Genomic DNA, 24120 nt, shown 5'->3' on the forward strand with positions numbered 1-24120 from the left:
TCGGTGCGCTACGCCGGGCACCGTTATTACCCGCGGCTGCTCAAGTCCGGAGTGCAGATACTGGAATATCAGCCCTGTTTTCTGCATTTGAAAATGGTCCTGATCGACGATTGGGTCAGCGTTGGCTCATGCAATTTCGACCACTGGAACCTGCGTTTCAACCTTGAAGCCAACCTTGAGGCGCTGGATCCGGCGCTTACCCAGGCGGTGGCGGCCAGCTTTATCGCCGACTTCGCCCAAAGTCAGCCCGTCAGCCTGCAAGACTGGCAATCACGCCCCCTCTGGCGACGGGTGAAGCAGCGCATCTGGGGCTGGGTTGACCGGCTGGTGGTGAATATTTTGGGGCGGCGCCACTGAATTTCGCCCTGCACGCGGTTACTTAAGCGTTGATAACGTGCAAAATCGAGCCACTTCACGGCAGCGGACGAACGTGAGGCATGATTATCTGGAGCGTTTTGCATGACACCTTCGTTGTTATTGGCCGTTCTGGCCTCAGGCTTTATCTATGGGATCACGCCGGGCCCGGGCGTGCTGGCTGTTTTCGGCATTGGCGCTGCCCGTGGGCGACGTGCCGGCGCCGGTTTTCTGTGCGGGCATTTGCTCGGCGATGTGATCTGGTGCAGCACGGCGTTGATTGCCATCGTCGGCGCACGTGAATTTGGCAGCACTGCCTTCAACGTGCTGGGCTTGATCAGCGGTTTGTACCTTTTCTGGCTGGGCCTGCGTGCCGTTCGCGCCCAGGGCAGCAGCAGTGCTCAACAAGGCCCGGCGCGACAGCCGTTTGCCCACGGGATTTTTTTCGGATTGACCAACCCCAAAGCGTATCCGGTGGCAGTGGCGACGTTCACTGCGCTGTTGTCCAGCCGCGCAGAGTTACTGACCTGGGCCATGTTGCCATGGTTGATCGCGTTGAGCTTTGTGGGTGGGGCGCTGGCCTACGCGATTCTGGTGGGGGTTGTTGGCGCCGGCCATGTCAGGGCGCTCTATCAGCGCCATGAGTTACTGATTACCCGGCTGTGCGGGGTGATGTTTATCGGCTTTGCCATCAGTGCGCTGATGCATGCGCTGCCCGGATTGTTGCAAGCGATCGTTTGAAATAACGGGCAGGGGGGATGCAGTGTGGACAATGTCATCGGGGATGAAAAAGGGTGGGGTAGGGCTTGGATGGCAATGCAGTTGCAGGATTTTGCTGTGTAGCGAAGCTTTCAAGTAGATTGAAAGCCAGGAAGAAGTGGAGCGGGTGGCGGGAATCGAACCCGCGTGATCAGCTTGGGAAGCTGGAGTAATACCATTATACGACACCCGCTCAGAGCGGCTGACTTTGTACCAGAAGATGGCAGCGATGAGAAGTTTTATTCTTGAAATGTGTTGTTTTAGCAGCTTTTTCGTTCTGCTGATTGCCTCGAGCACCCTCACAACGACAGTGAGGGTGGGTGAGGTCGGGTTGGCTTTAAAAACTCGAGCAGGGCGTTTTTACTGCTGTGGCTGGCGCTCCTGTTTTCCATATCGAGAAAATGCCCGGTGTTTTCCAGGCTGATGAACCGGCTGTTGGCAATCGGCTGGGCAAAGTGCCGGGCGTCGCTGGCCACGGTGTATTCGTCCCATTGGCCATTGATAAACAGCACCGGTATATCGATACCCTGCGTGGCACTGAGAAAGCCTTGCTGATCGTTGTTCAGGACCTGGTCTATATGAAAGTGCATTTGCGCGTATTCATGCTCGGCCAGGCTGCTGACGTGCCTGAAGTTGAAACGCTTGAACAATGGCGGCAAATGCTTGCCCAGTGTGTCGTTGACCAGATTGCCCACCTGAGTGCGGTTGCAAGCTGCCAGGCAATGACGGCCACGCTCCAGGTAATCGCGCATGGCGTCGTTGATCAGCGGCGAAAACGAACTGATCACGGCCTTTTCGATGCGTCGCGGCACACACGCCAGGGCGGTAAGTGCCGCTGTCCCGCCCCATGAAAATGACAGCAGGTAGTTCGCGTCAAAATGCTCTATCAGCTCCAGCAAAATTTGAGCTTCTATTTCCCTCGTCAGCATCTTCTGATGAGGGTTATGAGGTCTGGAGTTGCCCGCGTAGGGCTGGTCATAGAGAACAACGTTTAAATGCGGGTGGAGGTTTTTCAGGGTCTGGCCAAAGGACGCAGTGGTGGCCATCGAACCATTCACCAGGATGATGGTGTTTAGCGCCGTATCGCAACGATAAAGCTCGGTATGGATACGGTATTGGCCTTGAATGTCGAGCACGGCAATTTCGGGCTTCATCATGGCGTCAGACTCCAGTGAATCGAGCGTCGGTCTGACTGATGGTGCTCTGTGATTGTTACAGAAAGGGGTGGGCCTCGTTGCCGGCTAATTTGCTGGAGTGGGTTGGAATTGCACAACTTCCTGCTCGCTCAGCGCCCGGTACTCGCCGGGGGCCAGCAGGCTGTCGAGCACCAAGGGGCCGATGCTTTCGCGGTGCAGGCGCACGACCTTGTTGTTGAAGAAGCCAAACATGCGTTTGACCTGATGATAACGGCCCTCAACGATGCTCAGGCGCGCACTGCAAGGGCCAAGCAGTTCCAGCCCGGCGGGCTGCGTGGTCAGGTCTTCAAAAGCGAAATAGACGCCCTCACGAAATTTGCTGATATACGCGTTGGTAATTTCCTGCTCGGTCTCGACGTAATACACCTTGGGCATCTTGGTCTCGGGCTGAGTGACATGACGCGACCATTGGCCGTCATTGGTAATCAGCATCAACCCGCTGGTGTTGAAGTCCAGCCGACCTGCGATATGCAGGTCGTGTTTGTCCGGCTCATCCAGCAAGTCGATCACCGTAGGATGTTCCGCATCCTGGGTGGCGCTTACACATCCGGGTGGCTTGTGCAGCATGAAGTAACGCGCCGGTTTGCCTGCCTGCAAGATTTGCCCGTCGAACTCAACCTGGCTGAATGCCCGGATTTCGTGACGTGGATCGCAGATAACCTGCCCATCAACCTGGATGCGCTTCTCTATCAGGAGCAAGCGTACTTGCTGGCGGTTGAACTGGGGGCGGTTGCTCAGAAAACGGTCTAAACGCATAGCGATCAATCACAAGGAATTCATGCGCGTATCTTACGTGAGGCTCTGCGCCCGTGCAGGCGGCAATTGACTTGCAACGTTCGCGCAACGAGGGCACAGGCAGGCGAGATCACGTAGCTCAAGTGGTAATGCCTGTATGACCTTGGGATCAATATTGACGGTATGGCACCAGCAGGATTGAGCCGCGATATCCGGGCTGGCCATGGAGCAGTCGTTTCGAGCGCCGCATGCTGGGCACAGGTCAGGGGTGGTCATTTCAGCATGTCCATGGAAATAGTTGATGGCTTGATAATAATCCTTACAAGGGTAGGAAAACGATCGTTATTTATAATCAGTGTGGAGGTTGGGTCTTTTTGATTAGGTGCTGAGGATAAAGAAGATCGCACGTATCCTCAGGAAATTCCCTACATAATAACCTGTTGTTAAATAATAATGTCCGTTTAGGATTGGGGGGGGCGGCAAGTTGCTTGTCGTGAACAATTTTCAGTATTTGATTGGGGGCGTATATGAAATACGTGTACTTGTTGTGTGCGATGTTGTTTTATTCTTCGGTTTCTTTAGCCAGTGTGGTTGAAAGTTGTCCGCGTGCTGAAACCGTGACGCTCAGAAATGGTATCTATACGGCGCCAGCCAATGCTTCCGCAGCTGAATGGATCGCTGTGGCAAGCGCCCCGACAGCGTCACCGTTGAAAACATTCGAAGCCGCTGTTTTTTATCCAGCCAATAACGAGGCAGGGTCTACGGGGCGGATCGGGTACTGCGAGTACAGGGCGGCGGACAGGTCACTTCTGAACTTGCATTATAATAATCCGGATGCTTCCGGTGACGCCATGACTCTGGTGGAGGCTAGAAACTGGAAGATGTATACCAGCGGGTTTGGGCTGGCTTTTTATGAATGCAACTCATCTGACACCAATGGGTGTTCGTTTTCGGTACGGAATTGATTTGCGTGTCCGGTAATGCCTTATCCAGCTGATGCGGCCAGGCAGGGAGTCTGGCTGACTACTCTGCATGGCTGTGGGGTGTAAATTCGAGAGTGTTTGGTTGGTTTCTTAGATATTGAATGAAGTGTGCGCGGTTTTTTATATCTTTCGATGGGGCGGGAGCACTGTCTTTGGTTTGAGAGGTTTGTATGTATATTCGAGTTATGGCTGTTGTTTTAATAAGTGCATCCCTGTCTGCCTGTATAAATTATCCTGTGTATCCCAGGCACCATCAGCGAGCCGACGTGCGTTCCGCCCCACTGTTAAATCAGGGCGTAAATAGCCCTGTGGTCAGGCAAAAAGTTAAGGCGCCGCTTATTCGGCGCGAAAAGCTGAATCAGCAAAGGATCAATAGCCCTGTGCTTGTGCGAGAGGTTCAGGCGCCGCTTATTCAGCGCGAACAGCTGAATCAGCAAGGGGTCAATAGTCCTGTGCTTGTGCGAGAGGTTCAGGCGCCGCTTATTCAGCGCGAACAGCTGAATCAGCAAGGGATCAATAGTCCTGTGCTTGTGCGAGAGGTTCAGGCGCCGCTTATTCAGCGCGAACAGCTGAATCAGCAAGGGATTAATAGCCCTGTGCTTGTGCAAGAGGTTCAGGCACCCCTCATTCAGTATTAAAGGTTCAGCAAGATCAGCGTTCACGGTCGAACCGGCAATGACCCCGGCACAAGCACCTGACCCGCTTGCATGGCGCCGGACGCGACGGATGGGGATGTTGACAACAGGGACGGGGTTTTCTAGTGTCCGCCCCATTGTTTCTCAGGACTTACCCATGACCCCGGATGACCGTATAAAACTTGAACCTGTCTGGAAACAGGCATTACGTGAGGAGTTCGATAAACCTTACATGGCCGAGCTGCGCGAGTTCCTGCGCCAGGAACATGCGGCCGGAAAAGAGATTTACCCACCGGGTCCGCTTATTTTCAATGCCCTTAACCTGACGCCGCTGGACAAGATCAAGGTGGTCATTCTTGGTCAGGACCCTTATCACGGCCCCGGTCAGGCCCATGGTTTGTGTTTTTCAGTACAGCCCGGTATCCCGACACCGCCGTCGCTGGTCAATATCTATAAAGAGCTCAAGCGTGACCTGAATATTGATATCGCCCCTCACGGCTGCTTGCAACATTGGGCAGAGCAGGGCGTTTTGCTGCTCAATACCACGATGACGGTGGAGCGCGCCAATGCCGCCTCCCATGCCAAGAAGGGCTGGGAGCATTTTACTGACCGGATTATCCAGGTGGTCAGCGAGCAGCAACCCAAGCTGGTGTTCCTGCTGTGGGGCGCCCATGCCCAGAGCAAGCAAAAACTGATCGATGCGACCAAACACCTGGTGCTGACGTCGGTGCACCCATCGCCGCTATCGGCGTATCGGGGCTTTATAGGCAACGGCCACTTCAGCCGAACCAACAAGTTCCTTGAGCAAAACGGCCTGGCTGCGATCGACTGGAAACTGCCACCGGTTTAAGTCATGACTCAGCGGTACAAGGCACACTCAGCGCAATAGCCGGTGTGCCAGCACTTGTTGTCAGGAAGGGTTGGCTTCATCCTGGCGAGCCCAATAGCGGAACAGGGGTTCAGCCAAAAACAGCACGAAGATCAGGCGCATCACCTGCAACGCGGTAACCAAGGGCACTGACAGTTGCAATGTTTCTGCGGTGAGGCTCATTTCTGCAATGCCGCCCGGCATCATCCCCAGGGTCATGGAGCGTAGATCGAGTTGGGTGAGGGCGCTCAAGCCCAGTGCACACAGGCTGGCTATCAACATGGTCAGGGCTGTGCCCAGCAGGGTTTTGCCGATAAAAGACGGCGCCCGCCGAAAGAATGCCCGATTGAAATGACAGCCCAGCCCGCTGCCAATCAGCCACTGCCCCATCTGACTGCTGCCGTCTGGCAGGCCTATATGCAAATCCCATGAAATACTCACGCTGGCACTGACCAGCAGCGGCCCGAACAGCCACGGGTTTGGCTGGCGCAAGCGTTGCCAGATCCAGGCCAGCAAGGCACCTGCCGGAAACAATAACGCCAGCCAATAGAAGTTAATCGAGGCAGGGTGTACAGCAGGAGCACCTTCGCCCAGCAGGTACTTGAAGGCTGCCGGAACGCACAGCACAACGGTCAGTACGCGCAGGCTCTGCCCAGCAGCGACGCGGCTCAATACGGCGCCATTGCGTGCGCCGAGGTTGACCATCTCCCCCGAACCGCCGGGCATGCTGGAGAAGAACGCAGTGGCGCGATCCTCACCGCTGCGGCGCATCAGCCATACACCGATCACACTCGACACACTGGTGAGCAGGGCGCCCGCCAGGATCAGCCAGAAATGCGCCAGCACCTGCTCCATCACCACAGGTGTGAAATGCAGGCCGATACCGATGCCCACAATCCACTGCCCGCATTTACGCCCGCCGGGAATCTCGGCCAGTTGCCAGGGTGTCAGGCAACGCACCAGGATGATCGCCAGCAGAGAGCCGACCATCCACGGTAACGGCCAGCCGATCTGGCTGGCGAGGTAGCCGCCAGCCAGGCCGATCAGCGGCGTGCCCCACCAGTGCTTGAGTCCTGAATCAGGCATTGGCCAGAGCGCGACGTTGGGCGCTGCGTTTGCGCCAGATACGTATTACAGGCAGCAACAACATGATTGTCGTCAGTACCCAGACACCCAGGGTGATCGGGCTCGCCCACAAGATATCCAGCGCACCGTTGGATATCGACAGTGCGCGACGCAGGTTCTGCTCCATCAGCCCGCCCAGAATGAACCCCAGCAGTACCGGAGACAGCGGGAAGTCGAGCTTGCGCAGGATATAGCCGAAGATGCCGATACCGATCATCAGGAACAGATCGAAGGTGGTCGCGTGCACGGCGTATACACCAATGGCCGTGATGATGGCGATTGCGGGCACCAGCGCCCAGTTAGGCACCGACAGAATCCGGGTGAAGATACGGATCATCGGGATGTTGAGGATCACCAGCATGACGTTGGCGATAAACAATGACGCGATCAGACCCCAGACGATATCCGGCTGCTGCTGAAACAACAGCGGGCCGGGGGTGATGTTGTACAGCGAGAGGGCGCCGATCATCACTGCCGTGGTGCCCGAACCCGGCACGCCCAGGGTCAGCATGGGTACCAGCGCCCCACAAGCGGAAGCACCGATTGCGGTTTCGGGGGCCGCCAGACCGCGCATGTCACCCTCGCCGAATTTGCCGGAAGTACCCGCCAGGCGTTTTTCCGTCATATAGGACACGGCGCTGGCCAGTGTGGCACCTGCACCCGGCAGGACGCCCATGATAAAACCGAGCAGCCCGCAACGGATATTCACCGCGAATACCGCAGACGCTTCCTTGAAATTGAACATCATGCGCCCGGTGGCCTTAACCGCTTCCTGGCCGCGATGGGTTTTTTCCAGCAGCAACAGGATTTCGCTGATGGAGAACAACCCCAGTACCAGCACGACAAATTGAATGCCGTCAGTCAGGTGGATGTTGTCGCCGGTGAAGCGGTATACGCCACTGTTGGCATCAATCCCCACGCAGGCCAGAAACAGGCCGATAAGCGCAGCGATAAAGGTTTTGAGCGGACGGTCCCCGGCCATGCCGCCGAGGCAGACAATGGCAAACACCATGAGCACGAAATACTCCGCCGGGCCGAAGGCTATCGCCCACTTGGCCAGTAGCGGAGCAAACAGCACCATGCCGCAGGTGGCGATAAAGGCGCCAATAAATGAGCTCCAGGCCGACAGCGACAACGCCACGCCAGCCAGGCCTTTACGCGCCATCGGGTAGCCGTCGAGGGTGGTCATCACGGTCGAAGCTTCGCCAGGGATGTTCAGCAGGATCGAGCTGATACGCCCGCCGTATTCACAGCCCAGATACACCGCCGCCAGCAGGATCAGCGCCGATTCCGGTGGCAGGCCCAAGGCAAATGCGATGGGGATCAGCAGGGCGACCCCGTTGATTGGGCCAAGCCCCGGCAGCAGGCCGACCACGGTGCCGATCAAGGTGCCGCACAGGGCTGTGACCAGATTGTACGGGCTGAGCGCGACGCCGAAGCCCTGGCCCAAATAGCCGAAAGTATCCATATCAGTCCTCCAGAACGTCGAGCAGGCCAAGCGGCAGCGGAACGTCCATGGCTTTATCAAAGAGTAAATAAAGGCCAACGCTCACCAAGCTGATGATCACGCTGCTGGGCAGCCAGCGACCGCCATACAGACGCGCCAGCGGGATGCCGACCAGGATGCTGCTGAGGATAAAACCGAGAGGTTCGAAGGTGCCGGCGAAGATCAGCAACAGCACGATACACAGACCGATCTTGGTCAGGGTTTCACGATCCAGTTTGGGGTCATCTTCGCTGTGCACCACGGGGGAGGGGCGAAAGATCATGTAGGTCAGCCCCAGTCCCATTAATGCCAGCATCAGCAAAGGGAAAGCGCGAGGACCAACGGGTTCGTAGGAAAAGGCTGCCTGATAAGGCCAGGCCATCGCCGCCAAACCGGCGCAGACAAGCAGCAGGGCCGAAGCAAATACGCGTTGTGCAAGCATGGTTTACTCCTGGGCTGTGCCCCTGGGTGCAGGGGCACAGCCAGTGGTCGGCGGCGGTTACTGGATCAGGCCGAATTCCTGGGCCAGTACTTTGTAGTCAGCCACCTGCTTTTTCACATAGGTGTCCAGCTCCGGGCCGGTCATGGCGAAGGGGAACAGTTCGCGCTGATCACGCAATGTGGCGAAGTCTTCGGACGCCAGCAGCTTGTCAAAAGCCTCTTTCCACCAGGCGTACTCTGCATCGCTGACTTTTGGCCCCAGGTAGAAGCCGCGTACGACAGGCCAGACAATGTCGTAGCCCTGTTCCTTGGCCGTCGGGATGTCCTTCATCTCCGGCTCATCGAGGCGCTCGTTGGCGAATACGGCGAGCAGGCGCATATCACCGCTCTGGATATGGGGCATGGAGTCGGAAATATCCGTACTGCCTACCTGAATATGGCCGCCCAGCAGCGCGGTAGCGATTTCACCGCCACCCTCCAGGGCCACATAACGCAGGTCACGGGGGTTGATCCCGGCGGCCTTGGCGATCAGGGCGGTCTGCATCCAGTCCTGGCTGCCCACGGTGCCGCCTGAGCCAATGACCACTTTGCTCGGGTCTTTTTTCAGGGCCTGAACCAGATCATCGAGATTTTTGTAGGGCGAGTCCTTCTTCACCGCAATGGCCCCGTAGCTGGTGCCGACCGCTGCCAGCCAGCGTACGGCGCTTTCATCGAAGCGGCCGAACTTGCCCTGGGCCAGGTTAAGCAATGAGCCACTGGACCAGGCTACCAGGGTGCCAGCATCGGCCGGGCGCTGGGCGACCACGGCGTTGTAGGCAACAGCCCCCACGCCACCCGGCATGTAGGTCACACGCATGGGTTTGCTCAGCAGCTTCTCGTTGACCAGTGCGCTTTGCGCCAGTTTGCAGGTCAGGTCAAAGCCACCGCCAGGGGACGCCGGGGCAATGCATTCGGGGCGTTTGGGTTCAGCCAGCAGTTGGCCAGTGAAGAGCATGCAGCCGGCCGCAATAGCCAGAGTGCGCAGGGGGAATTTCATATCGTCTCCTCAGGAGCTTTTATTTTTATAGGGCAGTTTTGGGGTGTGCGAAATCATCGCGACAGAGCGCGGGTAGGGGGGGAATACAGGGATGAAGGGCTTCGGGCTGATAAGTCAGCATGCAGGTGCTCCATTATTGTTCTTATTGGCGAAAACGCTTCAAGGCGTTTTTCGGGCCGTTATGCAGTGCATGACGGCGACAGGGATTACTGTCAGTCTCGTGATGCTAGCCGGCCAACCTTTCGCTAACCTTTCAAAACAGATTCACTGTTTTTGCGCTTCACAGCACTCCTGCCGTCTGTACACTCCGCGCACAAAAGGCTGCGGCCTGGACAAAAAATCGAGGTGAAACCGATGCGTGTGCTTTTGGTCGAAGATCAGCTACAGCTGGCCGAGAGTGTTGCCCAAGCCCTGAAAGGCATGGGCCTGACCGTGGATGTTCTGCATGATGGCGTGGCCGCCGACCTGGCCTTGAGCAGTGAAGAATATGCCGTGGCGATTCTGGATGTAGGCTTGCCGCGCATGGATGGCTTTGAAGTCCTGGCGCGTTTACGGGCTCGTGGCAAAACCTTGCCGGTGTTGATGTTGACTGCGCGCAGTGACGTCAAGGACCGGGTTCACGGGCTTAACCTGGGGGCCGATGATTACCTGGCCAAGCCATTTGAGCTGACGGAGCTGGAAGCCCGGGTCAAGGCGCTGCTGCGTCGCAGTGTGCTGGGTGGTGAGCGGCTGCAGCAATGCGGCGCCCTGGTGTACGACCTCGGAACCCGGCGCTTCACCCTTGGTGATGAGCTGCTGGTGCTGACCTCCCGCGAGCAGGCGGTACTGGAAGCGCTGATAGCGCGCCCTGGCAGGGTCATGAGCAAGGAGCAACTGGCCGCTCAGGTGTTTGGCCTGGATGAGGAGGCAAGCCCGGACGCCATCGAGATTTACATTCACCGACTGCGTAAAAAACTCGACGGCCAGGCAGTGGCGATCGTGACGTTCAGGGGCCTGGGGTATTTGCTGGAAGGCCGCGATGTTTAAGCTCGACAGCTTGCGCTGGAGCCTGTTGTGGCACCTTACGCTGTTGCTGGTTGTGTTGATGCTGGCGAGCAGCTTGAGCGCTTACTTCAACGGTCGCGAGGCCGCCGATACGGCGTATGACCGAACCCTGCTGGCATCGGCACGAACCATTGCCGCCGGGCTCTCGCAGCGTGATGGCAGCCTGAGTGCGGATGTGCCCTACGTTGCCCTTGATACCTTTGCCTACGACAGCGCCGGGCGAATCTACTACCAGGTCAATGATATTCATCAGAAGCTGATTTCCGGTTATGAAAATCTGCCCGCGCCGCCAGCTGGCACGCCGCGGACCGATGATTATCCGGCGTTGGCGCGTTTTTATGATGGCACTTATCTCGGCCAGAACGTGCGCGTTGTGAGTTTGCTCAAGGCTGTGAGCGAACCCAGCATGAACGGCATGGCGGAAATTCGTGTGGCCGAGACCGACGAAGCTCGGGTGGCCATGGCCCGTAGCTTGATGGCGGACACCTTGCTGCGCCTGGGCATGCTGGGGTTGGGGGCATTACTGGTGGTGTGGTTTGCCGTAAGCGCCGCACTGCGCCCGCTGGAGCGTTTGCGCAGCGCCGTGGAGGAGCGCGAGATGGATGATCTGCGACCCTTGCCGCTGGTGTCGGTGCAGCGAGAACTACGGCCATTGGTGCAGGCACTCAATCATTTTACCGAGCGTTTGCGTGGGCAGTTCGCTCGTCAGGCGCAGTTTATTGCTGACGCTGCCCATGAGTTGCGCACACCTCTGGCAGTCCTCAAGGCCCAGCTTGAATTGGGCTTGCGTGCAAAGGAACCGCAGACCTTGCGCCATACCCTTGAGCAAGCGGCCCAGGGTACGGACCGGTTGACCCATTTGGCCAATCAGTTGCTGTCGCTGGCGCGCATCGAAAACGGCGCCCGGGCTATTGCCGAAGGCGGTGCGCAGTTGCTCGACCTGAGTCAGTTGGCCCGTGAGCTGGGCATGGCCATGGCGCCACTGGCCCATGCCCGCGGGTTTGCCCTGGCGCTTGAGGCCGACCAGCCGGTCTGGCTATACGGTGAGCCTACGTTGCTGCATGAACTGCTGAGCAATCTGGTGGACAACGCCATGGCTCACACACCGGTGGGTGGCAATGTGATTTTGCGCGTGACAGCGCCTGCCGTGCTGGAAGTCGAAGATGATGGTCCGGGCATTCCCCATGAAGATCGCGAACGGGTATTTGAACGCTTCTATCGACGTAATCAGCAGGTGGCCGGGTCGGGGCTGGGGCTGGCGATTGTGGGTGAAATCTGTCGCGCCCACCTTGCCCATATCAGTTTGCATGATGGCGTGCAGGGCGGGTTGAAAGTGCGGGTGAGTTTTGTGCCGGCCAATGGGCGCTAGCCTTGTGACATGGATGGATAAATACCCTGGCCAGTCGACCCGGCGTCAAATCCCCTGTGGGAGCGGGCTTGCCCGCGATTGAATCGATTCGGTGTAACTGACAGACCGCGTCGTCTGCATCGCGAGCAAGCCCGCTCCCACAGATTCAGAGGTTCAGATAAGCATCCAGCGCGCTTCGTGCAGTTGCTCCTGAAACTTCAGGTCATCAGCTTGCACCTTCAACTTCTTGAGCGCGGGCAGGGCGACCAGTGCTTCCATGTCTTGCCCCATAAACACGGTAGCGATTTGCACCAGATCGATGTAGTCGATGGCTTTGGTTTGTCGGGAAAAATCCTGATACTGCCCGGGAATCTTTAGCAGCATTTCCGGAAACTCCCAGCCTGCCAGCAGTTTGTCACCAATCAACGGGTGAATGCTGTCGATGACGTGGTTGAGCGAAACCGGATCGGAAAGCAGTTCGTTGTGCTCTTCGGCGTAGGTCAGGATGGGCAAGACGCCGATCTGGTGCACCAGGCCGCCCAGTGCCGCCTGGTCAGGCTTGAGCAAGGTATGACGGCGGCACAGGGTGTAGCAGATGCCGGCCACTTCCAGGCTCTGGCGCCATACATCGCGCATTTTCTGCTCGACCACCTCGGAGCGGGCATGGAAAATCTGCTCCATCACCAGCCCGATCGCCAGATTGCTGCTGTAGTTAACACCCAGGCGGGTGATGGCCGTGTGCAGGTCAGTCACCTCACGGGTGGCACGCAACATCGGGCTGTTGACCACTTTGATCAGTCGGGCTGACAGCGCGGTGTCACGACCTATGACCTTGCTCAAGTTACTGACGCTGATTTCAGGGTTTTCCGCGGCCTTGCGAATGTTTAACGCTACTTCCGGTAGTGTGGGTAGAACCAGGTCATCTCTATCAATGGCCTTAAGCAAGTCCATTTGGACTCTGTGCGCCAGCATGCTCATTTCTCTAGGTACTGCATTTCAATGTGTGGCAATCAACGCTGGATTTCGCGATCGCGGTCCAGTTGATACGGCAGCTCAAGCAGTGAAAGGCCAGGGCCTTGCAGGTCACCCAAGTGAATATCTCCGGCTTGCGCAGCATCGCTGGTCAGCACGGCTAGCAGCTCAACACCGTTTTCGGCGTTAGCGGCCAGTACCACTTCGCCCACGGAACTGGCGTGGGACGGGGTAAACAGCGGCGTGCCGGGGGCGGGCGCAGCATGCCCCGCCTCAAGGGACAGGCGGTAGAGGTGGCGTTTGAGTTTGCCCAGGTATTGCATGCGCGCAACGATTTCCTGGCCGGTGTAGCAGCCTTTTTTGAAGCTGACACCGCCTACGGCCTGCAGGTTGATCATTTGCGGAATGAACAACTCACGGGTTTGGGCCATGACCTGGCCAATACCGGCGCGAACCTGGCCCAGCAGCCATTGGTTGAGGTCGGCCTCGGGCAGCTGTGCCTTGAGGTGCTGAACGAGGCTTTCAGTCTGTTCGACAGGGGCCCAGAGTTCCGCGCGGCCTTCAGAAGCGCGAATGGCGATCAGGTCGCTGGCGCGGGCGACGCTGTCAGTTTCAGCTGGCAGGTCCAGGCCCAGGCTTTGCAGCACCGAGTCGGCATTTACCAGGCCAAAGCGTATCCAGTTGGCACTGTCATCGGTCAGTTTGGACTTGGAGAACACCGCGTACTTTTTCAGGTCCGCCAACTGCGGTTCAACCAGTTCGCGCGCCATTGCCAGCAGGCAGCCGTTGTCTTGCAGTACGATGCGAAAGCTCGACTGCATACGGCCTTTTTGCGTGCAGCGGGCGCCAAGGCTTGAGCGGGTTTCACTCAAATAGTTGAGGTTGCAGGTCAGCTGCCCTTGCAGAAACTTGCTGGCGTCGTTGCCGATCACAGCAAGGATGCCTTCGTGGTTCAGGGTGCAAAAAAAAGCAGAGTCGGCCATGGGTCATCGCAGTTGAATAAGTCTGGAACACATCATAGAGGTGCGCCCTGCAAATGGGTAGTTCGCAAAGGATGGACGGGGCCGACCAAAGCCGACTGTTCTATGACGGATCGGCCTGTATACTTGCGTTCTATTTGAGGAGCGCTCCATGGTCGAAGATGTTGAACTCAATCGTCTCTACTGGCACAGCCGCCGCGGCATGCTTGAACTTGACGTGTTGCTGGTGCCTTTCGTCAAGGAGGTGTACGCCACCCTTAATGACGTAGACCGCGAATGCTATCGCAAGCTGCTGGAGTGCGAAGACCAGGACATGTTTGGCTGGTTTATGGAGCGCAGCGAGTCCGAGGACCCTGAGCTGCAGCGCATGGTCCGGATGATTCTGGACCGTGTCCAGCCCAAGTAATTATTTTGAATGCCGCTGGCATGCCTCGGGGCAATTGCTGGCGGCGTATCTTGCAGCCCAGTCGCTGGCGCTGATATCTATTTGCCTTCTTTCAATCCCTGCCTGGGCACATCTGCTCGGCGCATTGCTGTGTCTAGCTCACGGGGCCTGGGTGTTGCCAAGGCATATCCGCCTGACCCATGGCAGTGCCATTACCCGGTTGCGTCATGATGTTGATGGCTGGCAGTTGTGGAGCCGTGACAAAGGCTGGCAGGCCGTGCAACTGCGCCGTGACAGCCTGGCGCTACCCCTGGTGGTAGTGGTGCGCTTTCGCTTGCCGGGTGAGCGGCGGGTGCGTGCGGTGTGCATTCCGGCCGCCGCGCTGGCACCGGATCAGCACCGGCGCCTGCGCGTGCGACTGAAGTTCAGTCGGCGTAGGTGGCTGGCACCAGAATAGTGTCCAGCGCTTCGGGCAGCATGTGCGGGTAGTCGAGGGTGTAGTGCAGGCCGCGCGACTCCTTGCGGGTCATGGCACTGCGGATCATCAACTCGGCCACTTGCGCCAGGTTGCGCAACTCGATCAGGTCACGGCTGACCTTGTAGTTGCTGTAGAACTCGACCCTGTGAGGCTAAACCCAATGGATACAGGGGTTTCAGCCGATGACCGTCAACCACCACTCCCCAAGTGGGACAAACCTGTTACAAACTGCGCTCGCCAAGCCGTACCACTATCGCCGGTCTGGTCGCTATTACCTTCGCCTTCGCCCTCAAGGAACCGTTAAGGGCTTCTTCACGCTGTCACTTAGGACTACCGACAAGGCCACCGCAATGACCATCTCCGACGACATTCTTTCGACTCTCAAGGCTTACCACTTGGACAACCCTGAGGCGTCATGGGACGAACTCCGTGAGCGTTTGATTGAGTTCGCTGAGTACAACCTGACGATGGCACACGGTGACAGCTCACTGGTCGCTTACGAGATGATCAACGATGAGCATCACTTGGCGTTGCGTAAGGCATCCGCAAAGTTGCCCCTGAGCATCAATCAGCAACGGGCAGTGAGTAAGGCCCTTGAGATCCTTGAGGCTTCGCAGGAGCGTATGCGGGGCCGGTCGGGGAAACTGGTCGAGATCGTGAAGGACCTCAATGGCGAATCTTGTGGCACGTCTGTGGCCCTCTCCCTGCCCTTATCTGTAAGTGCTCTTTCAGGTCTGACATTCAAGGACCTCTCCGCGCTCTACATGGCGGAACGCAAAGACAGCATTCAGGTCAGCACCATGCGGGACGTGAAGTCATCGTGTGAGGCTATCGGCACGATCCTTGGCGACTTGGACATGAAGACCCACACACGGGAGGACATGAAGAACCTTCGGAACAAGCTCCTTGAGGACCGTAAGCCTTCGACGGTTAAGAAGCTGCTGACCCGGCTATCGACGGTCATGGATTGGGCTGTGAATAACGGCTACCTCGACAAGAGTTTTGATAAGGGTCTGAAGCCAACGAAAGGCGCTGACAGTTCCCGTGAGGCGTTCTCTCAGGATCAGGTAAAGGCCCTAATGGCTCACGCTAAGTCCCTTCCTGTGGACGCATGGCAGCGCTGGGCGTTGTCCCTTGGGGTGATCACTGGGACCCGTATTGAGGAGCTTAGGCAGTTGACCAAGGCTGACGTTAAACAGGTCAGCGGCGTGTGGGTCATCGACATTAATAGGAACGATGGCAAGACGGTCAAGACCAAGAATGCTCTCCGTGTTGTGCCTCTGACTGATGGCGCTTATGGTTTTGATCTTCAGGCGTTCCTTGAGTTTGTCAGGAAGGCCGACTCTCGGCTGTTCACCTTGGGAGCTGGTCAGTTCTCGAACGTGCTTAATGGGGCGCTACGGGATGTCTTGAGCTTGAAAGCTGATCGGACCCAGACCTTCCACTCGTTGCGTCACTCTCTGGCCGGTGCCCTGAAGGCCGCTGAGGTGCCTGTGGGGACCGCTGAGTCCATCTTGGGGCACGCCTCGGGGTCGATCAGTTATGACCTGTACGGGGCTGGGAGTGCGGTTGAGGTAAAACGAATGGCCGAAGCTCTGATTGAGGCATTATCAGAAGGCTGATTCGAGGGTCGCTGGCGTTCGATCTGTACGGAGGCAATGCGAGCGCCTCAATGGTGCTTATGGTGTGCGGGCTTCAGGAGATTCGCTGGGTATGTGGTAGCCTTCAGCCATTACAGGTTGAAAGGAATCCATTGCAAATGGGCCTAATGAGTTTTTTTAAGAGGCGGAGCGAGCCAGCGCCGAAGGTTTACCCTGTGAGTAGTCCAGCGGTGACAGACCTTGTAGCTGATGTGTGCTCGGCGCTCAAGGCGCAGTACCAGTTACTCTGCGGTGGTGAAGATAGAGGAAATCCTCCATTAGTTCACTGGACCAACGACGGAAAACCGATTATTGATCTTTGGCTGATGGGCTATATAAGTGGTTTTTATGATGCAGCCAGTCAAAGTCGAGGCTGTCCATTCGAGCTTAATGCGCTGGAGCTTATTTTTTGCGTGTTCTATGGTGAAGAAGATGCAAGCGCGGCGGTGGCGCAATATCACGTAGTGCGCATGGCACTTAAGTCAGATTCGGAAGCGGCGAAGCTCTTCGGCTTTGATGAGTTCGAGGAAGGTATGCTTTCTGGAGGTAACGAGCTATTCGAGTGGCTGAGCAAAAAAATTCAGTGTCCGCTAAAAGTTTACAAACGGTATAGCGGGATGGCTTAGATTTAGTTTGTGCTCTGAGCGCTATTCCTTATCGGTACCACGGTCCGAAGCGATTTGGAGCTGGGTGAAGCAGCAGGTGAGTCCGTCGATCAGCGAACTGCGTCTTACAGGGCGGAGTGGTCGGAGACAGCGTAGCCAGTTGTAGCGTGTGGCTTAACTAACAAGTTGGCAGCACGTTCGACGAAGATTTAAAAACCCTCACCCAAAGAGGGACAGGCTAAATCAGCGTTGCTTTCCTTTCAAGATGCCGCAAGGTCACCTCAAGGTGGCCCTCTGCGGGCAAGGCGTGTACGTCCAGTGACCACCGCTACCTCTTTCAGGTAGCCCAATATCCAAGACGTCATGACCACCAAGCGCAGCCCTAACGGGATCTGCGGGACCAGCATCAGGTCCGCTGTAGCGATTCTGTCTGCGCGCTTCGTGTGAATAGACCCTTGATAGGTTTGGGCCTCCTATCTCTGATCGCACAGTATAAAGGGGCCTTTTAACTTAAAGATCTCTACAAGATGACTCTAAGATTAAGTTTTATTGGTTTAGTTCTATAAATAATAAAACCTTAAAGAGAATGCTCTTAGAGTTACCTTAAGGTCGATCATTAAGATCTTGGGTCTACCTTCGATGTCGTGGTTGTAGAAGTGTGACCGTAGCGGCTCGTTGGTACTCCAGTATGACCAGATTAAAAACCCTCACAAGAACAGGGACAGACCGCTAAGCTAATCGGTCGTTCTGAATTCCTCTACGCCCGTCGCTGGGCTTTTATCAACGTCAAGTCTTTCTGAATGCTTCTTGAGCCATGGTCGATGCCCGTAGTGGGGCCTTGACGGTCGGCCTGTGGGAGCGAACTCAGGGAGCATTCAAAAGGAGTCCACTACTATGCTGGCCAACACCAATAACCAAACTGACCTGCTGCCTATCGTGATTGAGGGGCAGACCTTCAAGCCGAACGAAGATGGAATGTGGAATCTCAACGAGATCGCCAAGACTCTGAATGTTCGGGAACCGGGTCAGTGGCGTAATGCTGTTCAAGCTGCCCTGATCAAAGATGCAAATTTGCATGTCTCCCACGGTAACGGGACCCTTGCAACAGAAGAGGGCGCAATTGCATACGCCATGTGGGTTTCAACCGACTTTTACCTGATGGTCATTCGTGCGTTCATCGCCATGCGTAACAGTGCCGTCCGTGAGCTGCGCCATAAAGATGCCCTTCTGGACGCAAACATGCCCAAGGCTACGACTCTCGACATGAAGGCTCGCGGCGCGGGTCTGACATGGACCGAGGCTTGCCGTGTGGCTGGTATTCAACAGCCTCGACTTGCTCTTGAATTTCTCGCAAAGGGGACGATGTTCGTTCACGTCTGTGACGATTTTGGTAGCCGTACTGGTCAGATCCGACCAAAGCAGCAAGGTTTCTCATCAGGCGCCTTTGTGGCGATCTCATCGGACTTCGGCAACCGTGAAGGCTGGAGGGTCAAACCCCGTGGCCTTGACTGGTTGCGTGCAAATACTGAGACCATCAACGTCGGCGTAGCTGAAGCCAAGGCCGCTCAGGCCAAAGCTAAGAAGGCCGCTCAGGCATCCCGTGTGGATCGCTGGGGCCGTGCATGCAAGGAGGCACAGCTATGAGCAGTTCATTCCTCGACCAGCTCAATGCCCTGTGCGTCACCCCCGCGTCCCGCGTGAAGTTGCTGACCCTCCGTGGCATCTGGCGTGATCGACGTGCCCGTAACAGCTTCTATTGCGAGTCATCATGCGGGGTCCATTTGGATTCCCTACTGGCCCACCTCAAAGCCAATCACCCCGGTCTGAGCGCCTTCGTTAAGTCGATCATCGGGTCACCATCGCTCCACATCGACGCGGTACTCCGTGCACGCTTAAAGGTCCCTTTAGGGAAAGCTCAACGCATCATCCATCTACTGTAACGCCGTCCGCCATCGGCACCAAGATCACACCCCGCCAAGTTACAGACCCGTGATCGCACCAACCCAAACCCAGAAGATATTGATCATGTCCTTGAGAGGTCCGTGCGGCTACTCCTTGCCATCTGGTCACGTTGCCTCTATGCGGCAGGGCCATGAATCAATGTCTCGAATTTAGGAGACACCTACCATGCAATTGAACATTCAAAACGTAACGCCCGAAACTGTTGAAGTCCAAGGCCAGAGCGTGACCCGTACCTTCGCTGAAGGCGTGATGCTGTCTGGGCTGATCGCTGGTGCAGGTAAGAATGATTCGGCCCGTGAGGCCATCGTTAAGCAATACCTTGACGCTGGTCTGATCGCTGATGCGTTCCCCGCTGTGGTCCGAGCAGTTCGTGCTCGTGAGGCCCATTCAGCAGCCGAGCGTGAGCGCCAGTTAGCTGAGTCTCGTGCCCACGCTGAGCGCGTTGCTTCCTATGCGACCCCTACGGCCCTTGAGGTCGCCCGTCGCCGTGCCAAGCGTGAGGCCCGCGAAGCTGAATACCGTGCACGTGGTGCTGCTATCCGTGCCGCTAATGGCCGGTCCTCATGGTCCTCGTGGGAATGACTCACGGGCAACCTACTGACTCACACCGTCTTGCCTCCGGTGGCGCTGGCTCTTGTTGGCGTCCCGTTGAACCCCTTCAAGTAAACTTTCAGGAGATACTCAATCATGCCTACTCGTAAACAGAACGCTTTCAAATCCGCCGACCACCGCGAGAACACTGACCGTTACAGCGCACCGACTGCCTATGAGCAGGCCGTGTGGGGCAATGGTGGTAACCTTCAGTTCAACACCCAGGCATCCACAAGCGCCCCATGCAGTGACGGCAGCGTCGCCGCTGAAGGTATCGTTGCGGTCCTTGACGACTTCTTTAATGGTGGCGAATGGCACCAGAACGCCGTTGATGCTATCCCGTGTGAGTTTCGACCTAAGGGCACTGAGCCGACCCCTGTGCAACTGGTCAACATGGTCGACCGCAACGTCGAGTTCGACCCACGTAAGTCGATCTACGACACCTCGACCATTACAAAGGGTGAAGCTGTTGCCGGTGACGTGATCTTTACGGAGCCCACTGATACCGCCGCGTTCTTCTCGCACCGTATGACTCTGTTAGATGCTCATGTGGTGGCAGGTTTCACCAGCAACTCCATCGGCCAAATGCTGGATAAGGCCATGCAGGACTTTGAGAAAGCGTGCGGCTCTACCATCGTGGACATTCTCCTGAAGTCCCCAAGTGTCGAGGTCAAGGAAGTCACCATTGCTGGCACTGGACCACGTGATCGTGCTGAGGATTGGATTGACCAACTAACACTGAGCATCAACCACTCAGTGGGCAACTCCCTGAGTGACTTCGTGCTGCTGATGCACATGACCGAACAGGCAATCCTTGAGCGTGCTGCCCAGCGTGCAGGCGTAGATGATATTGAGGACCTGTTGGGCTGCCGTACCCAGTTCTATTCGGATGGCAACCGTGGCGTCTTCATGCTCCCTAAAGGCTTCGCCTCCCTGTCGTTCCGTGAAGGTAACGACGGTGATGTGTGGTCAATCCTCGCCAGCCGTAACGCCTCGGTACAGGGCTGGGACATCGAAATCACCGGTATCGCTGACGTAATGGCTCAGGCCAAGGTCAAGCTGAAGCTGGCAAACCCAGCGGACCCTACTGAGAAACTTCAGGTCGAGACCGTAGACTTTCCGCTGATCACCCGTGTGGTCGTCAAGCCGTAACACCCGCTGTATCCATGAGGTCCGTAATGGGCCTCATGGGCGAGCTGTTTAGTTGCTATGCTTGGGCATCGACCATGTTACGGCAAGGCCAGCCATGAGTTTTACTCTCTGTTATACCTACAAGGACAAACGGGTGGTTACGAAGATACAAGTCGATCACCTGACCCCATATGCAGCCGTTTGCTTTGCCCTGCTCCAGTCAGGGGCCACCAACGACTCAAGTGGTGGAGGCTGGCCTAAATCCTATGAGGGCATCCTTGAGATTGCCACTCAATACGGTCTCACAAACCTGACGGTTCACCGATCCCTTAACTCTTAGGACAACTTCATGGACACGTTTAGCGCGGCCTACGGGCCTGCGTTGGTGTTCATGTGGCCTTCTGGCTGTATGGGTGCCTCAAGGGCACCTCATGAGGATCTGGCACAAAAATCTGAGTGACCACCTGTAACTACTAACCTGCGCGCTTACCCCCATAGGCCCTCGCATGCTCGCTCAGGCGCACGATAAGGACCCTTGCGGGCAGGTGATAAGGACCTCAGCGTTGGGACAAATGTGCGCCAAAGCTGTTACAAACTGGGGCCCCATGGTGCTACGCTATGGCTCCTAACGTGCCTCATTTGTCGGGTGTAAGGATCGTATCCTTCGCCTCTGGCAGCAGCTCTGGATAGTCCAACGTGTAGTGCAGACCCCGAGATTCCTTACGTTTCATGGCAGACCTGATCATCAGTTCCGCTACTTGAGCAAGGTTCCTCAATTCAATCAGGTCTCTGCTTACGCGATAGTTGCTGTAGAACTCGTCAATTTCATCCAGCAGCAGGCGCACCCGGTGCTGGGCCCGCTGCAGGCGCTTGTTGGTGCGCACGATGCCCACGTAGTCCCACATAAAGCGCCGTAGCTCATCCCAGTTGTGGGCGATGATTACGTCTTCATCGGAGTCGGTCACCTGGCTGGCATCCCAGCTCGGCAGTGCGACGGGGGCGGCGATTTCGGGCGACTGGGCAAGGATGTCTGCCGCTGCCGACTTGGCGTACACAAAGCACTCGAGCAGCGAGTTGCTGGCCATGCGGTTGGCACCATGCAGGCCGGTGAAGCTGGTTTCGCCGATGGCGTACAGGCCCGGCACATCGGTGTGGCCATGTTCGTCGACCATCACGCCGCCGCAGGTGTAATGCGCCGCAGGTACTACCGGGATGGCCTGTTGAGTGATGTCGATACCAAATGCCAGGCAGCGCTCATATACAGTCGGGAAGTGGGCCTTGATAAAGCTATCGGGCTCATGGCTGATATCCAGGTACACACAATCGATGCCCAGACGCTTCATTTCATGGTCGATGGCCCGGGCGACGATATCCCGCGGGGCCAGTTCGCCCCGCGGGTCGAAGCGATGCATGAAACGCTCGCCGTTGGGCAGCTTGAGGTGCGCGCCTTCGCCCCGCAGGGCTTCAGTGATTAAAAAGCTCTTGGCTTGCGGGTGATACAGGCAGGTGGGGTGGAACTGGTTGAACTCCAGGTTGGCCACCCGGCAACCCGAGCGCCAGGCCATGGCAATGCCATCACCGCAGGCACCGTCCGGGTTGCTGGTATAGAGGTACACCTTGGCTGCGCCACCGGTTGCCAGAATGGTGAAGCGCGAGCCAAAGGTGTCGACTTCACCCGTGGCACGATCCAGCACATAGGCACCGAGGCAGCGATCACCTTCCAGGCCCAGGCGGCGTTCGGTAATCAGATCGACGGCAACGCGCTGTTCGAGCAGTTCGATATTGGGGCGCTGGCGGGCCTGTTCGAGCAATGTCTTGAAAATCGCCGCGCCGGTGGCGTCGGCCGCATGGATGATGCGCCGGTGGCTGTGCCCGCCTTCTCGGGTGAGGTGGAACTCAAAGCCCTGTTGCTCGGGGTCGATGCTGTCATCGCGGGTGAAGGGTACGCCCTGATCGATCAGCCACTGGATGGCTTCGCGGCTGTGCTCGACGGTAAAGCGTACCGCGTCTTCGTGGCACAGCCCGCCACCGGCATTGAGGGTGTCTTCGACGTGGGACTGCACCGTGTCGGTGTCATCCAGGACAGCGGCGACACCGCCCTGGGCCCAGAACGTCGAACCATTGGCCAGATCGCCTTTGCTCAGCACTGCAATACGCATATGGCTGGGTAACGTGAGCGCAAGGCTCAAGCCGGCAGCGCCGCTGCCAATCACCAGCACATCATGTTGAAAATGTTGGCTCATTCTTCTCACATCCGCAAAAAAACGCCCTCTGGTATCTCTAGTATATAGAGGGGGGGATCGGCACAATGGCCGGGCCTTTATGGCATTGTGAAATTACAGCGGGCGCAAAGTGTGCCTCAGACACGAAGGGTCTGCATGTTGATTTGCACAATTAATCTGCATGCTGGGGCAGTGCTCTGGAATGGCGCGGGTTCTGATACGCTTCCAAGGTACTGCAGGGCTTGTTTTATACGAAGTTTTTGAACTTTTCGTATAGCCAGGGGTTCCATAGTGGGCTGCCCTTGATGCAGGGGAACGGCGTCCAGATTGATGCGGGGTTTGTTTTTTCGACTCGACAGCTGAATTTGACGACAAGATTATTGACGCAGCCGGCCAGGCCCGAGCTGCGTTTTCGTGTGTGCCAAATCCGGGCACGCAGGAAACTTGCCAGGGGGGAGAGAACTTTTGCGAAAAGCCCGAGTCTATGTTTGCAAGCCTGATCAATTAGCACAGCAATCTTCCTCCCGGTCTTATGAGGAGTATTCATGCTAGCCCAGGAAGAGGATCAGCAGCTGGTCGAGCGCGTACAGCGTGGCGACAAGCGCGCGTTCGATCTGCTGGTGTTGAAGTATCAACACAAAATTCTCGGGTTGATCGTGCGTTTCGTGCACGACACCCATGAAGCCCAGGACGTTGCCCAGGAGGCCTTTATCAAGGCGTACCGGGCACTTGGTAATTTTCGCGGCGACAGTGCCTTTTACACATGGCTGTATCGCATCGCCATTAACACGGCGAAAAACTATCTGGTGTCACGCGGTCGACGTCCGCCTGACAGCGATGTGAGTTCGGAAGATGCCGAGTTTTATGATGGTGATCACGGTCTCAAGGACCTCGAGTCGCCGGAGCGCGCTTTGCTCCGAGACGAGATCGAAGGCACCGTTCATCGCACTATTCAGCTACTGCCAGAAGATTTGCGTACGGCTTTAACTTTACGTGAATTTGATGGTCTGAGTTACGAGGACATTGCGAGCGTCATGCAATGCCCGGTGGGTACCGTGCGCTCCCGGATTTTCCGCGCCCGGGAAGCCATAGATAAAGCCCTGCAGCCGTTGTTGCAGGAAAACTGAGACAGCGGCGACAGCCA

At 56.9% G+C, this 24120-nt stretch carries 26 protein-coding genes, 1 tRNA gene and 1 pseudogene; 15 read left to right on the top strand and 13 right to left on the bottom strand.

Annotated features, from left to right (window positions below; translation table 11 throughout):
• Together GHO42_RS17610 and GHO42_RS17615 are read left to right on the top strand one after the other, a co-directional pair.
• A partial coding sequence (locus GHO42_RS17610) for a phospholipase D-like domain-containing protein (protein ID WP_256671115.1) occupies positions 1 to 357 on the top strand: 357 nt, incomplete at its 5' end.
• A 102-nt stretch (positions 358 to 459) separates the two neighbouring features.
• A complete protein-coding gene (locus tag GHO42_RS17615; protein WP_153328227.1) occupies positions 460 to 1095 on the top strand; it encodes a LysE family translocator in 636 nt (211 codons plus the stop codon).
• Positions 1096 to 1232: 137 nt separating this feature from the next.
• On the opposite strand, the gene GHO42_RS17620 is transcribed toward GHO42_RS17615, so the two are convergent.
• From GHO42_RS17620 to GHO42_RS17635, 4 genes are all read right to left on the bottom strand, one after another.
• Positions 1233 to 1306: transfer RNA gene (locus GHO42_RS17620), tRNA-Gly, on the bottom strand.
• Positions 1307 to 1412: 106 nt separating this feature from the next.
• On the bottom strand, positions 1413 to 2267 hold the full coding sequence (locus GHO42_RS17625) for an alpha/beta fold hydrolase (RefSeq protein WP_176465209.1): 855 nt from the start codon (positions 2265 to 2267) through the stop codon (positions 1413 to 1415).
• 87 nt (positions 2268 to 2354) lie between these two features.
• Entirely contained in the window at positions 2355 to 3065 is a 711-nt protein-coding gene (locus GHO42_RS17630) for a pseudouridine synthase (protein ID WP_095019718.1), read from the bottom strand.
• Between the two features lie 33 nt (positions 3066 to 3098).
• The gene (locus GHO42_RS17635; protein ID WP_095019719.1) at positions 3099 to 3320 is read right to left on the bottom strand and encodes a cysteine-rich CWC family protein; all 222 of its coding nucleotides are present in this window, start codon (positions 3318 to 3320) and stop codon (positions 3099 to 3101) included.
• Between the two features lie 251 nt (positions 3321 to 3571).
• Between GHO42_RS17635 and GHO42_RS17640 the strand changes: the two genes are divergently transcribed.
• Complete coding sequence (locus GHO42_RS17640) at positions 3572 to 4009, top strand: DUF3757 domain-containing protein (RefSeq protein ID WP_095001345.1); 438 nt, start codon at positions 3572 to 3574, stop codon at positions 4007 to 4009.
• 302 nt (positions 4010 to 4311) lie between these two features.
• Here GHO42_RS17640 and GHO42_RS17645 read toward each other — a convergent pair whose 3' ends face one another.
• Positions 4312 to 4689: a hypothetical protein gene (locus tag GHO42_RS17645; protein WP_133144263.1), complete on the bottom strand. Its 378-nt coding sequence runs from the start codon at positions 4687 to 4689 to the stop codon at positions 4312 to 4314.
• A gap of 130 nt (positions 4690 to 4819) precedes the next feature.
• Between GHO42_RS17645 and ung the strand changes: the two genes are divergently transcribed.
• On the top strand, positions 4820 to 5512 hold the full coding sequence (gene ung / locus GHO42_RS17650) for a uracil-DNA glycosylase (RefSeq protein ID WP_095001347.1): 693 nt from the start codon (positions 4820 to 4822) through the stop codon (positions 5510 to 5512).
• Positions 5513 to 5572: 60 nt separating this feature from the next.
• Here ung and GHO42_RS17655 read toward each other — a convergent pair whose 3' ends face one another.
• From GHO42_RS17655 to GHO42_RS17670, 4 genes are read right to left on the bottom strand one after another with little or no spacing between them, the layout of a single operon-like run.
• Positions 5573 to 6616, bottom strand: a complete 1044-nt coding sequence (locus GHO42_RS17655) for an AbrB family transcriptional regulator (RefSeq protein ID WP_153328225.1) — start codon at positions 6614 to 6616, stop codon at positions 5573 to 5575.
• Positions 6609 to 8123, bottom strand: a complete 1515-nt coding sequence (locus GHO42_RS17660; protein WP_095001349.1) for a tripartite tricarboxylate transporter permease — start codon at positions 8121 to 8123, stop codon at positions 6609 to 6611. The genes GHO42_RS17655 and GHO42_RS17660 overlap by 8 nt, the downstream gene beginning before the upstream one ends.
• Before the next feature lies 1 nt (position 8124).
• Positions 8125 to 8583 (bottom strand): tripartite tricarboxylate transporter TctB family protein, encoded by a 459-nt coding sequence (locus GHO42_RS17665; RefSeq protein ID WP_095019724.1) that lies wholly within the window; start codon positions 8581 to 8583, stop codon positions 8125 to 8127.
• A 57-nt stretch (positions 8584 to 8640) separates the two neighbouring features.
• Positions 8641 to 9618: a tripartite tricarboxylate transporter substrate binding protein gene (locus tag GHO42_RS17670; RefSeq protein ID WP_095020843.1), complete on the bottom strand. Its 978-nt coding sequence runs from the start codon at positions 9616 to 9618 to the stop codon at positions 8641 to 8643.
• A gap of 354 nt (positions 9619 to 9972) precedes the next feature.
• Here GHO42_RS17670 and GHO42_RS17675 point away from each other — a divergent pair, with 354 nt between their 5' ends.
• Complete coding sequence (locus GHO42_RS17675; RefSeq protein ID WP_095020844.1) at positions 9973 to 10644, top strand: response regulator; 672 nt, start codon at positions 9973 to 9975, stop codon at positions 10642 to 10644.
• Positions 10637 to 12031, top strand: coding sequence for a sensor histidine kinase (locus GHO42_RS17680; RefSeq protein WP_095001353.1), 1395 nt, complete (start codon positions 10637 to 10639; stop codon positions 12029 to 12031). The genes GHO42_RS17675 and GHO42_RS17680 overlap by 8 nt, the downstream gene beginning before the upstream one ends.
• A 153-nt stretch (positions 12032 to 12184) precedes the next feature.
• Here GHO42_RS17680 and GHO42_RS17685 read toward each other — a convergent pair whose 3' ends face one another.
• On the bottom strand, positions 12185 to 12988 hold the full coding sequence (locus GHO42_RS17685; RefSeq protein WP_095001354.1) for an HDOD domain-containing protein: 804 nt from the start codon (positions 12986 to 12988) through the stop codon (positions 12185 to 12187).
• A 32-nt stretch (positions 12989 to 13020) separates the two neighbouring features.
• A complete protein-coding gene (locus GHO42_RS17690; protein ID WP_153328223.1) occupies positions 13021 to 13965 on the bottom strand; it encodes a folate-binding protein YgfZ in 945 nt (314 codons plus the stop codon).
• A gap of 148 nt (positions 13966 to 14113) precedes the next feature.
• On the opposite strand from GHO42_RS17690, the gene GHO42_RS17695 reads away from it, so the two are divergent.
• Together GHO42_RS17695 and GHO42_RS17700 are read left to right on the top strand one after the other, a co-directional pair.
• Entirely contained in the window at positions 14114 to 14368 is a 255-nt protein-coding gene (locus GHO42_RS17695; RefSeq protein WP_048363403.1) for a succinate dehydrogenase assembly factor 2, read from the top strand.
• Complete coding sequence (locus GHO42_RS17700; protein WP_095019725.1) at positions 14352 to 14804, top strand: protein YgfX; 453 nt, start codon at positions 14352 to 14354, stop codon at positions 14802 to 14804. The genes GHO42_RS17695 and GHO42_RS17700 overlap by 17 nt, the downstream gene beginning before the upstream one ends.
• On the opposite strand, the pseudogene GHO42_RS17705 reads toward GHO42_RS17700, so the two are convergent.
• Positions 14773 to 14964 (bottom strand): annotated as a pseudogene (locus tag GHO42_RS17705) (L-aspartate oxidase); the annotation flags it as partial. The gene GHO42_RS17700 and the pseudogene GHO42_RS17705 overlap by 32 nt on opposite strands.
• A gap of 43 nt (positions 14965 to 15007) precedes the next feature.
• On the opposite strand from GHO42_RS17705, the gene GHO42_RS17710 reads away from it, so the two are divergent.
• From GHO42_RS17710 to GHO42_RS17735, 6 genes are all read left to right on the top strand, one after another.
• Positions 15008 to 16447: a tyrosine-type recombinase/integrase gene (locus tag GHO42_RS17710; protein WP_020301029.1), complete on the top strand. Its 1440-nt coding sequence runs from the start codon at positions 15008 to 15010 to the stop codon at positions 16445 to 16447.
• A gap of 194 nt (positions 16448 to 16641) precedes the next feature.
• Positions 16642 to 17091 (top strand): hypothetical protein, encoded by a 450-nt coding sequence (locus GHO42_RS17715; protein WP_131672185.1) that lies wholly within the window; start codon positions 16642 to 16644, stop codon positions 17089 to 17091.
• An 873-nt stretch (positions 17092 to 17964) separates the two neighbouring features.
• Entirely contained in the window at positions 17965 to 18714 is a 750-nt protein-coding gene (locus tag GHO42_RS17720) for a hypothetical protein (RefSeq protein WP_020301031.1), read from the top strand.
• On the top strand, positions 18711 to 19010 hold the full coding sequence (locus GHO42_RS17725) for a hypothetical protein (RefSeq protein WP_153328221.1): 300 nt from the start codon (positions 18711 to 18713) through the stop codon (positions 19008 to 19010). Before GHO42_RS17720 ends, GHO42_RS17725 begins: the two co-directional genes overlap by 4 nt.
• Before the next feature lie 187 nt (positions 19011 to 19197).
• On the top strand, positions 19198 to 19614 hold the full coding sequence (locus GHO42_RS17730) for a hypothetical protein (RefSeq protein ID WP_020301033.1): 417 nt from the start codon (positions 19198 to 19200) through the stop codon (positions 19612 to 19614).
• A gap of 105 nt (positions 19615 to 19719) precedes the next feature.
• Entirely contained in the window at positions 19720 to 20775 is a 1056-nt protein-coding gene (locus GHO42_RS17735; protein ID WP_020301034.1) for a hypothetical protein, read from the top strand.
• 614 nt (positions 20776 to 21389) lie between these two features.
• Here the strand turns inward: GHO42_RS17735 and nadB are convergent.
• Positions 21390 to 22997: an L-aspartate oxidase gene (gene nadB / locus GHO42_RS17740; protein WP_153328220.1), complete on the bottom strand. Its 1608-nt coding sequence runs from the start codon at positions 22995 to 22997 to the stop codon at positions 21390 to 21392.
• A 524-nt stretch (positions 22998 to 23521) separates the two neighbouring features.
• On the opposite strand from nadB, the gene rpoE reads away from it, so the two are divergent.
• Positions 23522 to 24103 carry an RNA polymerase sigma factor RpoE gene (gene rpoE, locus GHO42_RS17745; protein WP_016782046.1) on the top strand — a complete coding sequence of 194 codons (582 nt, stop codon included), beginning with the start codon at positions 23522 to 23524 and terminating at the stop codon, positions 24101 to 24103.
• The last annotated feature ends 17 nt before the right edge of the window (positions 24104 to 24120 follow it).

It is taken from the genome of Pseudomonas sp. FSL R10-0056, from assembly GCF_009600105.1.
GTDB classification, from domain to species: domain Bacteria; phylum Pseudomonadota; class Gammaproteobacteria; order Pseudomonadales; family Pseudomonadaceae; genus Aquipseudomonas; species Aquipseudomonas bubulae.

Excerpts from the sequence above, each read along its gene's own strand:
- GHO42_RS17710 (WP_020301029.1), top strand. The coding sequence starts at position 15,008 with ATGACCGTCAACCACCACTCCCCAAGTGGGACAAACCTGTTACAAACT.
- GHO42_RS17615 (WP_153328227.1), top strand. The coding sequence starts at position 460 with ATGACACCTTCGTTGTTATTGGCCGTTCTGGCCTCAGGCTTTATCTAT.
- GHO42_RS17720 (WP_020301031.1), top strand. The coding sequence starts at position 17,965 with ATGCTGGCCAACACCAATAACCAAACTGACCTGCTGCCTATCGTGATT.
- GHO42_RS17695 (WP_048363403.1), top strand. The coding sequence starts at position 14,114 with ATGGTCGAAGATGTTGAACTCAATCGTCTCTACTGGCACAGCCGCCGC.
- GHO42_RS17735 (WP_020301034.1), top strand. The coding sequence starts at position 19,720 with ATGCCTACTCGTAAACAGAACGCTTTCAAATCCGCCGACCACCGCGAG.
- rpoE (WP_016782046.1), top strand. The coding sequence starts at position 23,522 with ATGCTAGCCCAGGAAGAGGATCAGCAGCTGGTCGAGCGCGTACAGCGT.
- GHO42_RS17630 (WP_095019718.1), bottom strand. The coding sequence starts at position 3,065 with ATGCGTTTAGACCGTTTTCTGAGCAACCGCCCCCAGTTCAACCGCCAG.
- GHO42_RS17675 (WP_095020844.1), top strand. The coding sequence starts at position 9,973 with ATGCGTGTGCTTTTGGTCGAAGATCAGCTACAGCTGGCCGAGAGTGTT.
- nadB (WP_153328220.1), bottom strand. The coding sequence starts at position 22,997 with ATGAGCCAACATTTTCAACATGATGTGCTGGTGATTGGCAGCGGCGCT.
- GHO42_RS17660 (WP_095001349.1), bottom strand. The coding sequence starts at position 8,123 with ATGGATACTTTCGGCTATTTGGGCCAGGGCTTCGGCGTCGCGCTCAGC.
- GHO42_RS17690 (WP_153328223.1), bottom strand. The coding sequence starts at position 13,965 with ATGGCCGACTCTGCTTTTTTTTGCACCCTGAACCACGAAGGCATCCTT.
- GHO42_RS17640 (WP_095001345.1), top strand. The coding sequence starts at position 3,572 with ATGAAATACGTGTACTTGTTGTGTGCGATGTTGTTTTATTCTTCGGTT.
- GHO42_RS17625 (WP_176465209.1), bottom strand. The coding sequence starts at position 2,267 with ATGAAGCCCGAAATTGCCGTGCTCGACATTCAAGGCCAATACCGTATC.
- GHO42_RS17655 (WP_153328225.1), bottom strand. The coding sequence starts at position 6,616 with ATGCCTGATTCAGGACTCAAGCACTGGTGGGGCACGCCGCTGATCGGC.
- GHO42_RS17635 (WP_095019719.1), bottom strand. The coding sequence starts at position 3,320 with ATGACCACCCCTGACCTGTGCCCAGCATGCGGCGCTCGAAACGACTGC.
- ung (WP_095001347.1), top strand. The coding sequence starts at position 4,820 with ATGACCCCGGATGACCGTATAAAACTTGAACCTGTCTGGAAACAGGCA.
- GHO42_RS17670 (WP_095020843.1), bottom strand. The coding sequence starts at position 9,618 with ATGAAATTCCCCCTGCGCACTCTGGCTATTGCGGCCGGCTGCATGCTC.
- GHO42_RS17730 (WP_020301033.1), top strand. The coding sequence starts at position 19,198 with ATGCAATTGAACATTCAAAACGTAACGCCCGAAACTGTTGAAGTCCAA.
- GHO42_RS17685 (WP_095001354.1), bottom strand. The coding sequence starts at position 12,988 with ATGAGCATGCTGGCGCACAGAGTCCAAATGGACTTGCTTAAGGCCATT.
- GHO42_RS17680 (WP_095001353.1), top strand. The coding sequence starts at position 10,637 with ATGTTTAAGCTCGACAGCTTGCGCTGGAGCCTGTTGTGGCACCTTACG.
- GHO42_RS17665 (WP_095019724.1), bottom strand. The coding sequence starts at position 8,583 with ATGCTTGCACAACGCGTATTTGCTTCGGCCCTGCTGCTTGTCTGCGCC.
- GHO42_RS17725 (WP_153328221.1), top strand. The coding sequence starts at position 18,711 with ATGAGCAGTTCATTCCTCGACCAGCTCAATGCCCTGTGCGTCACCCCC.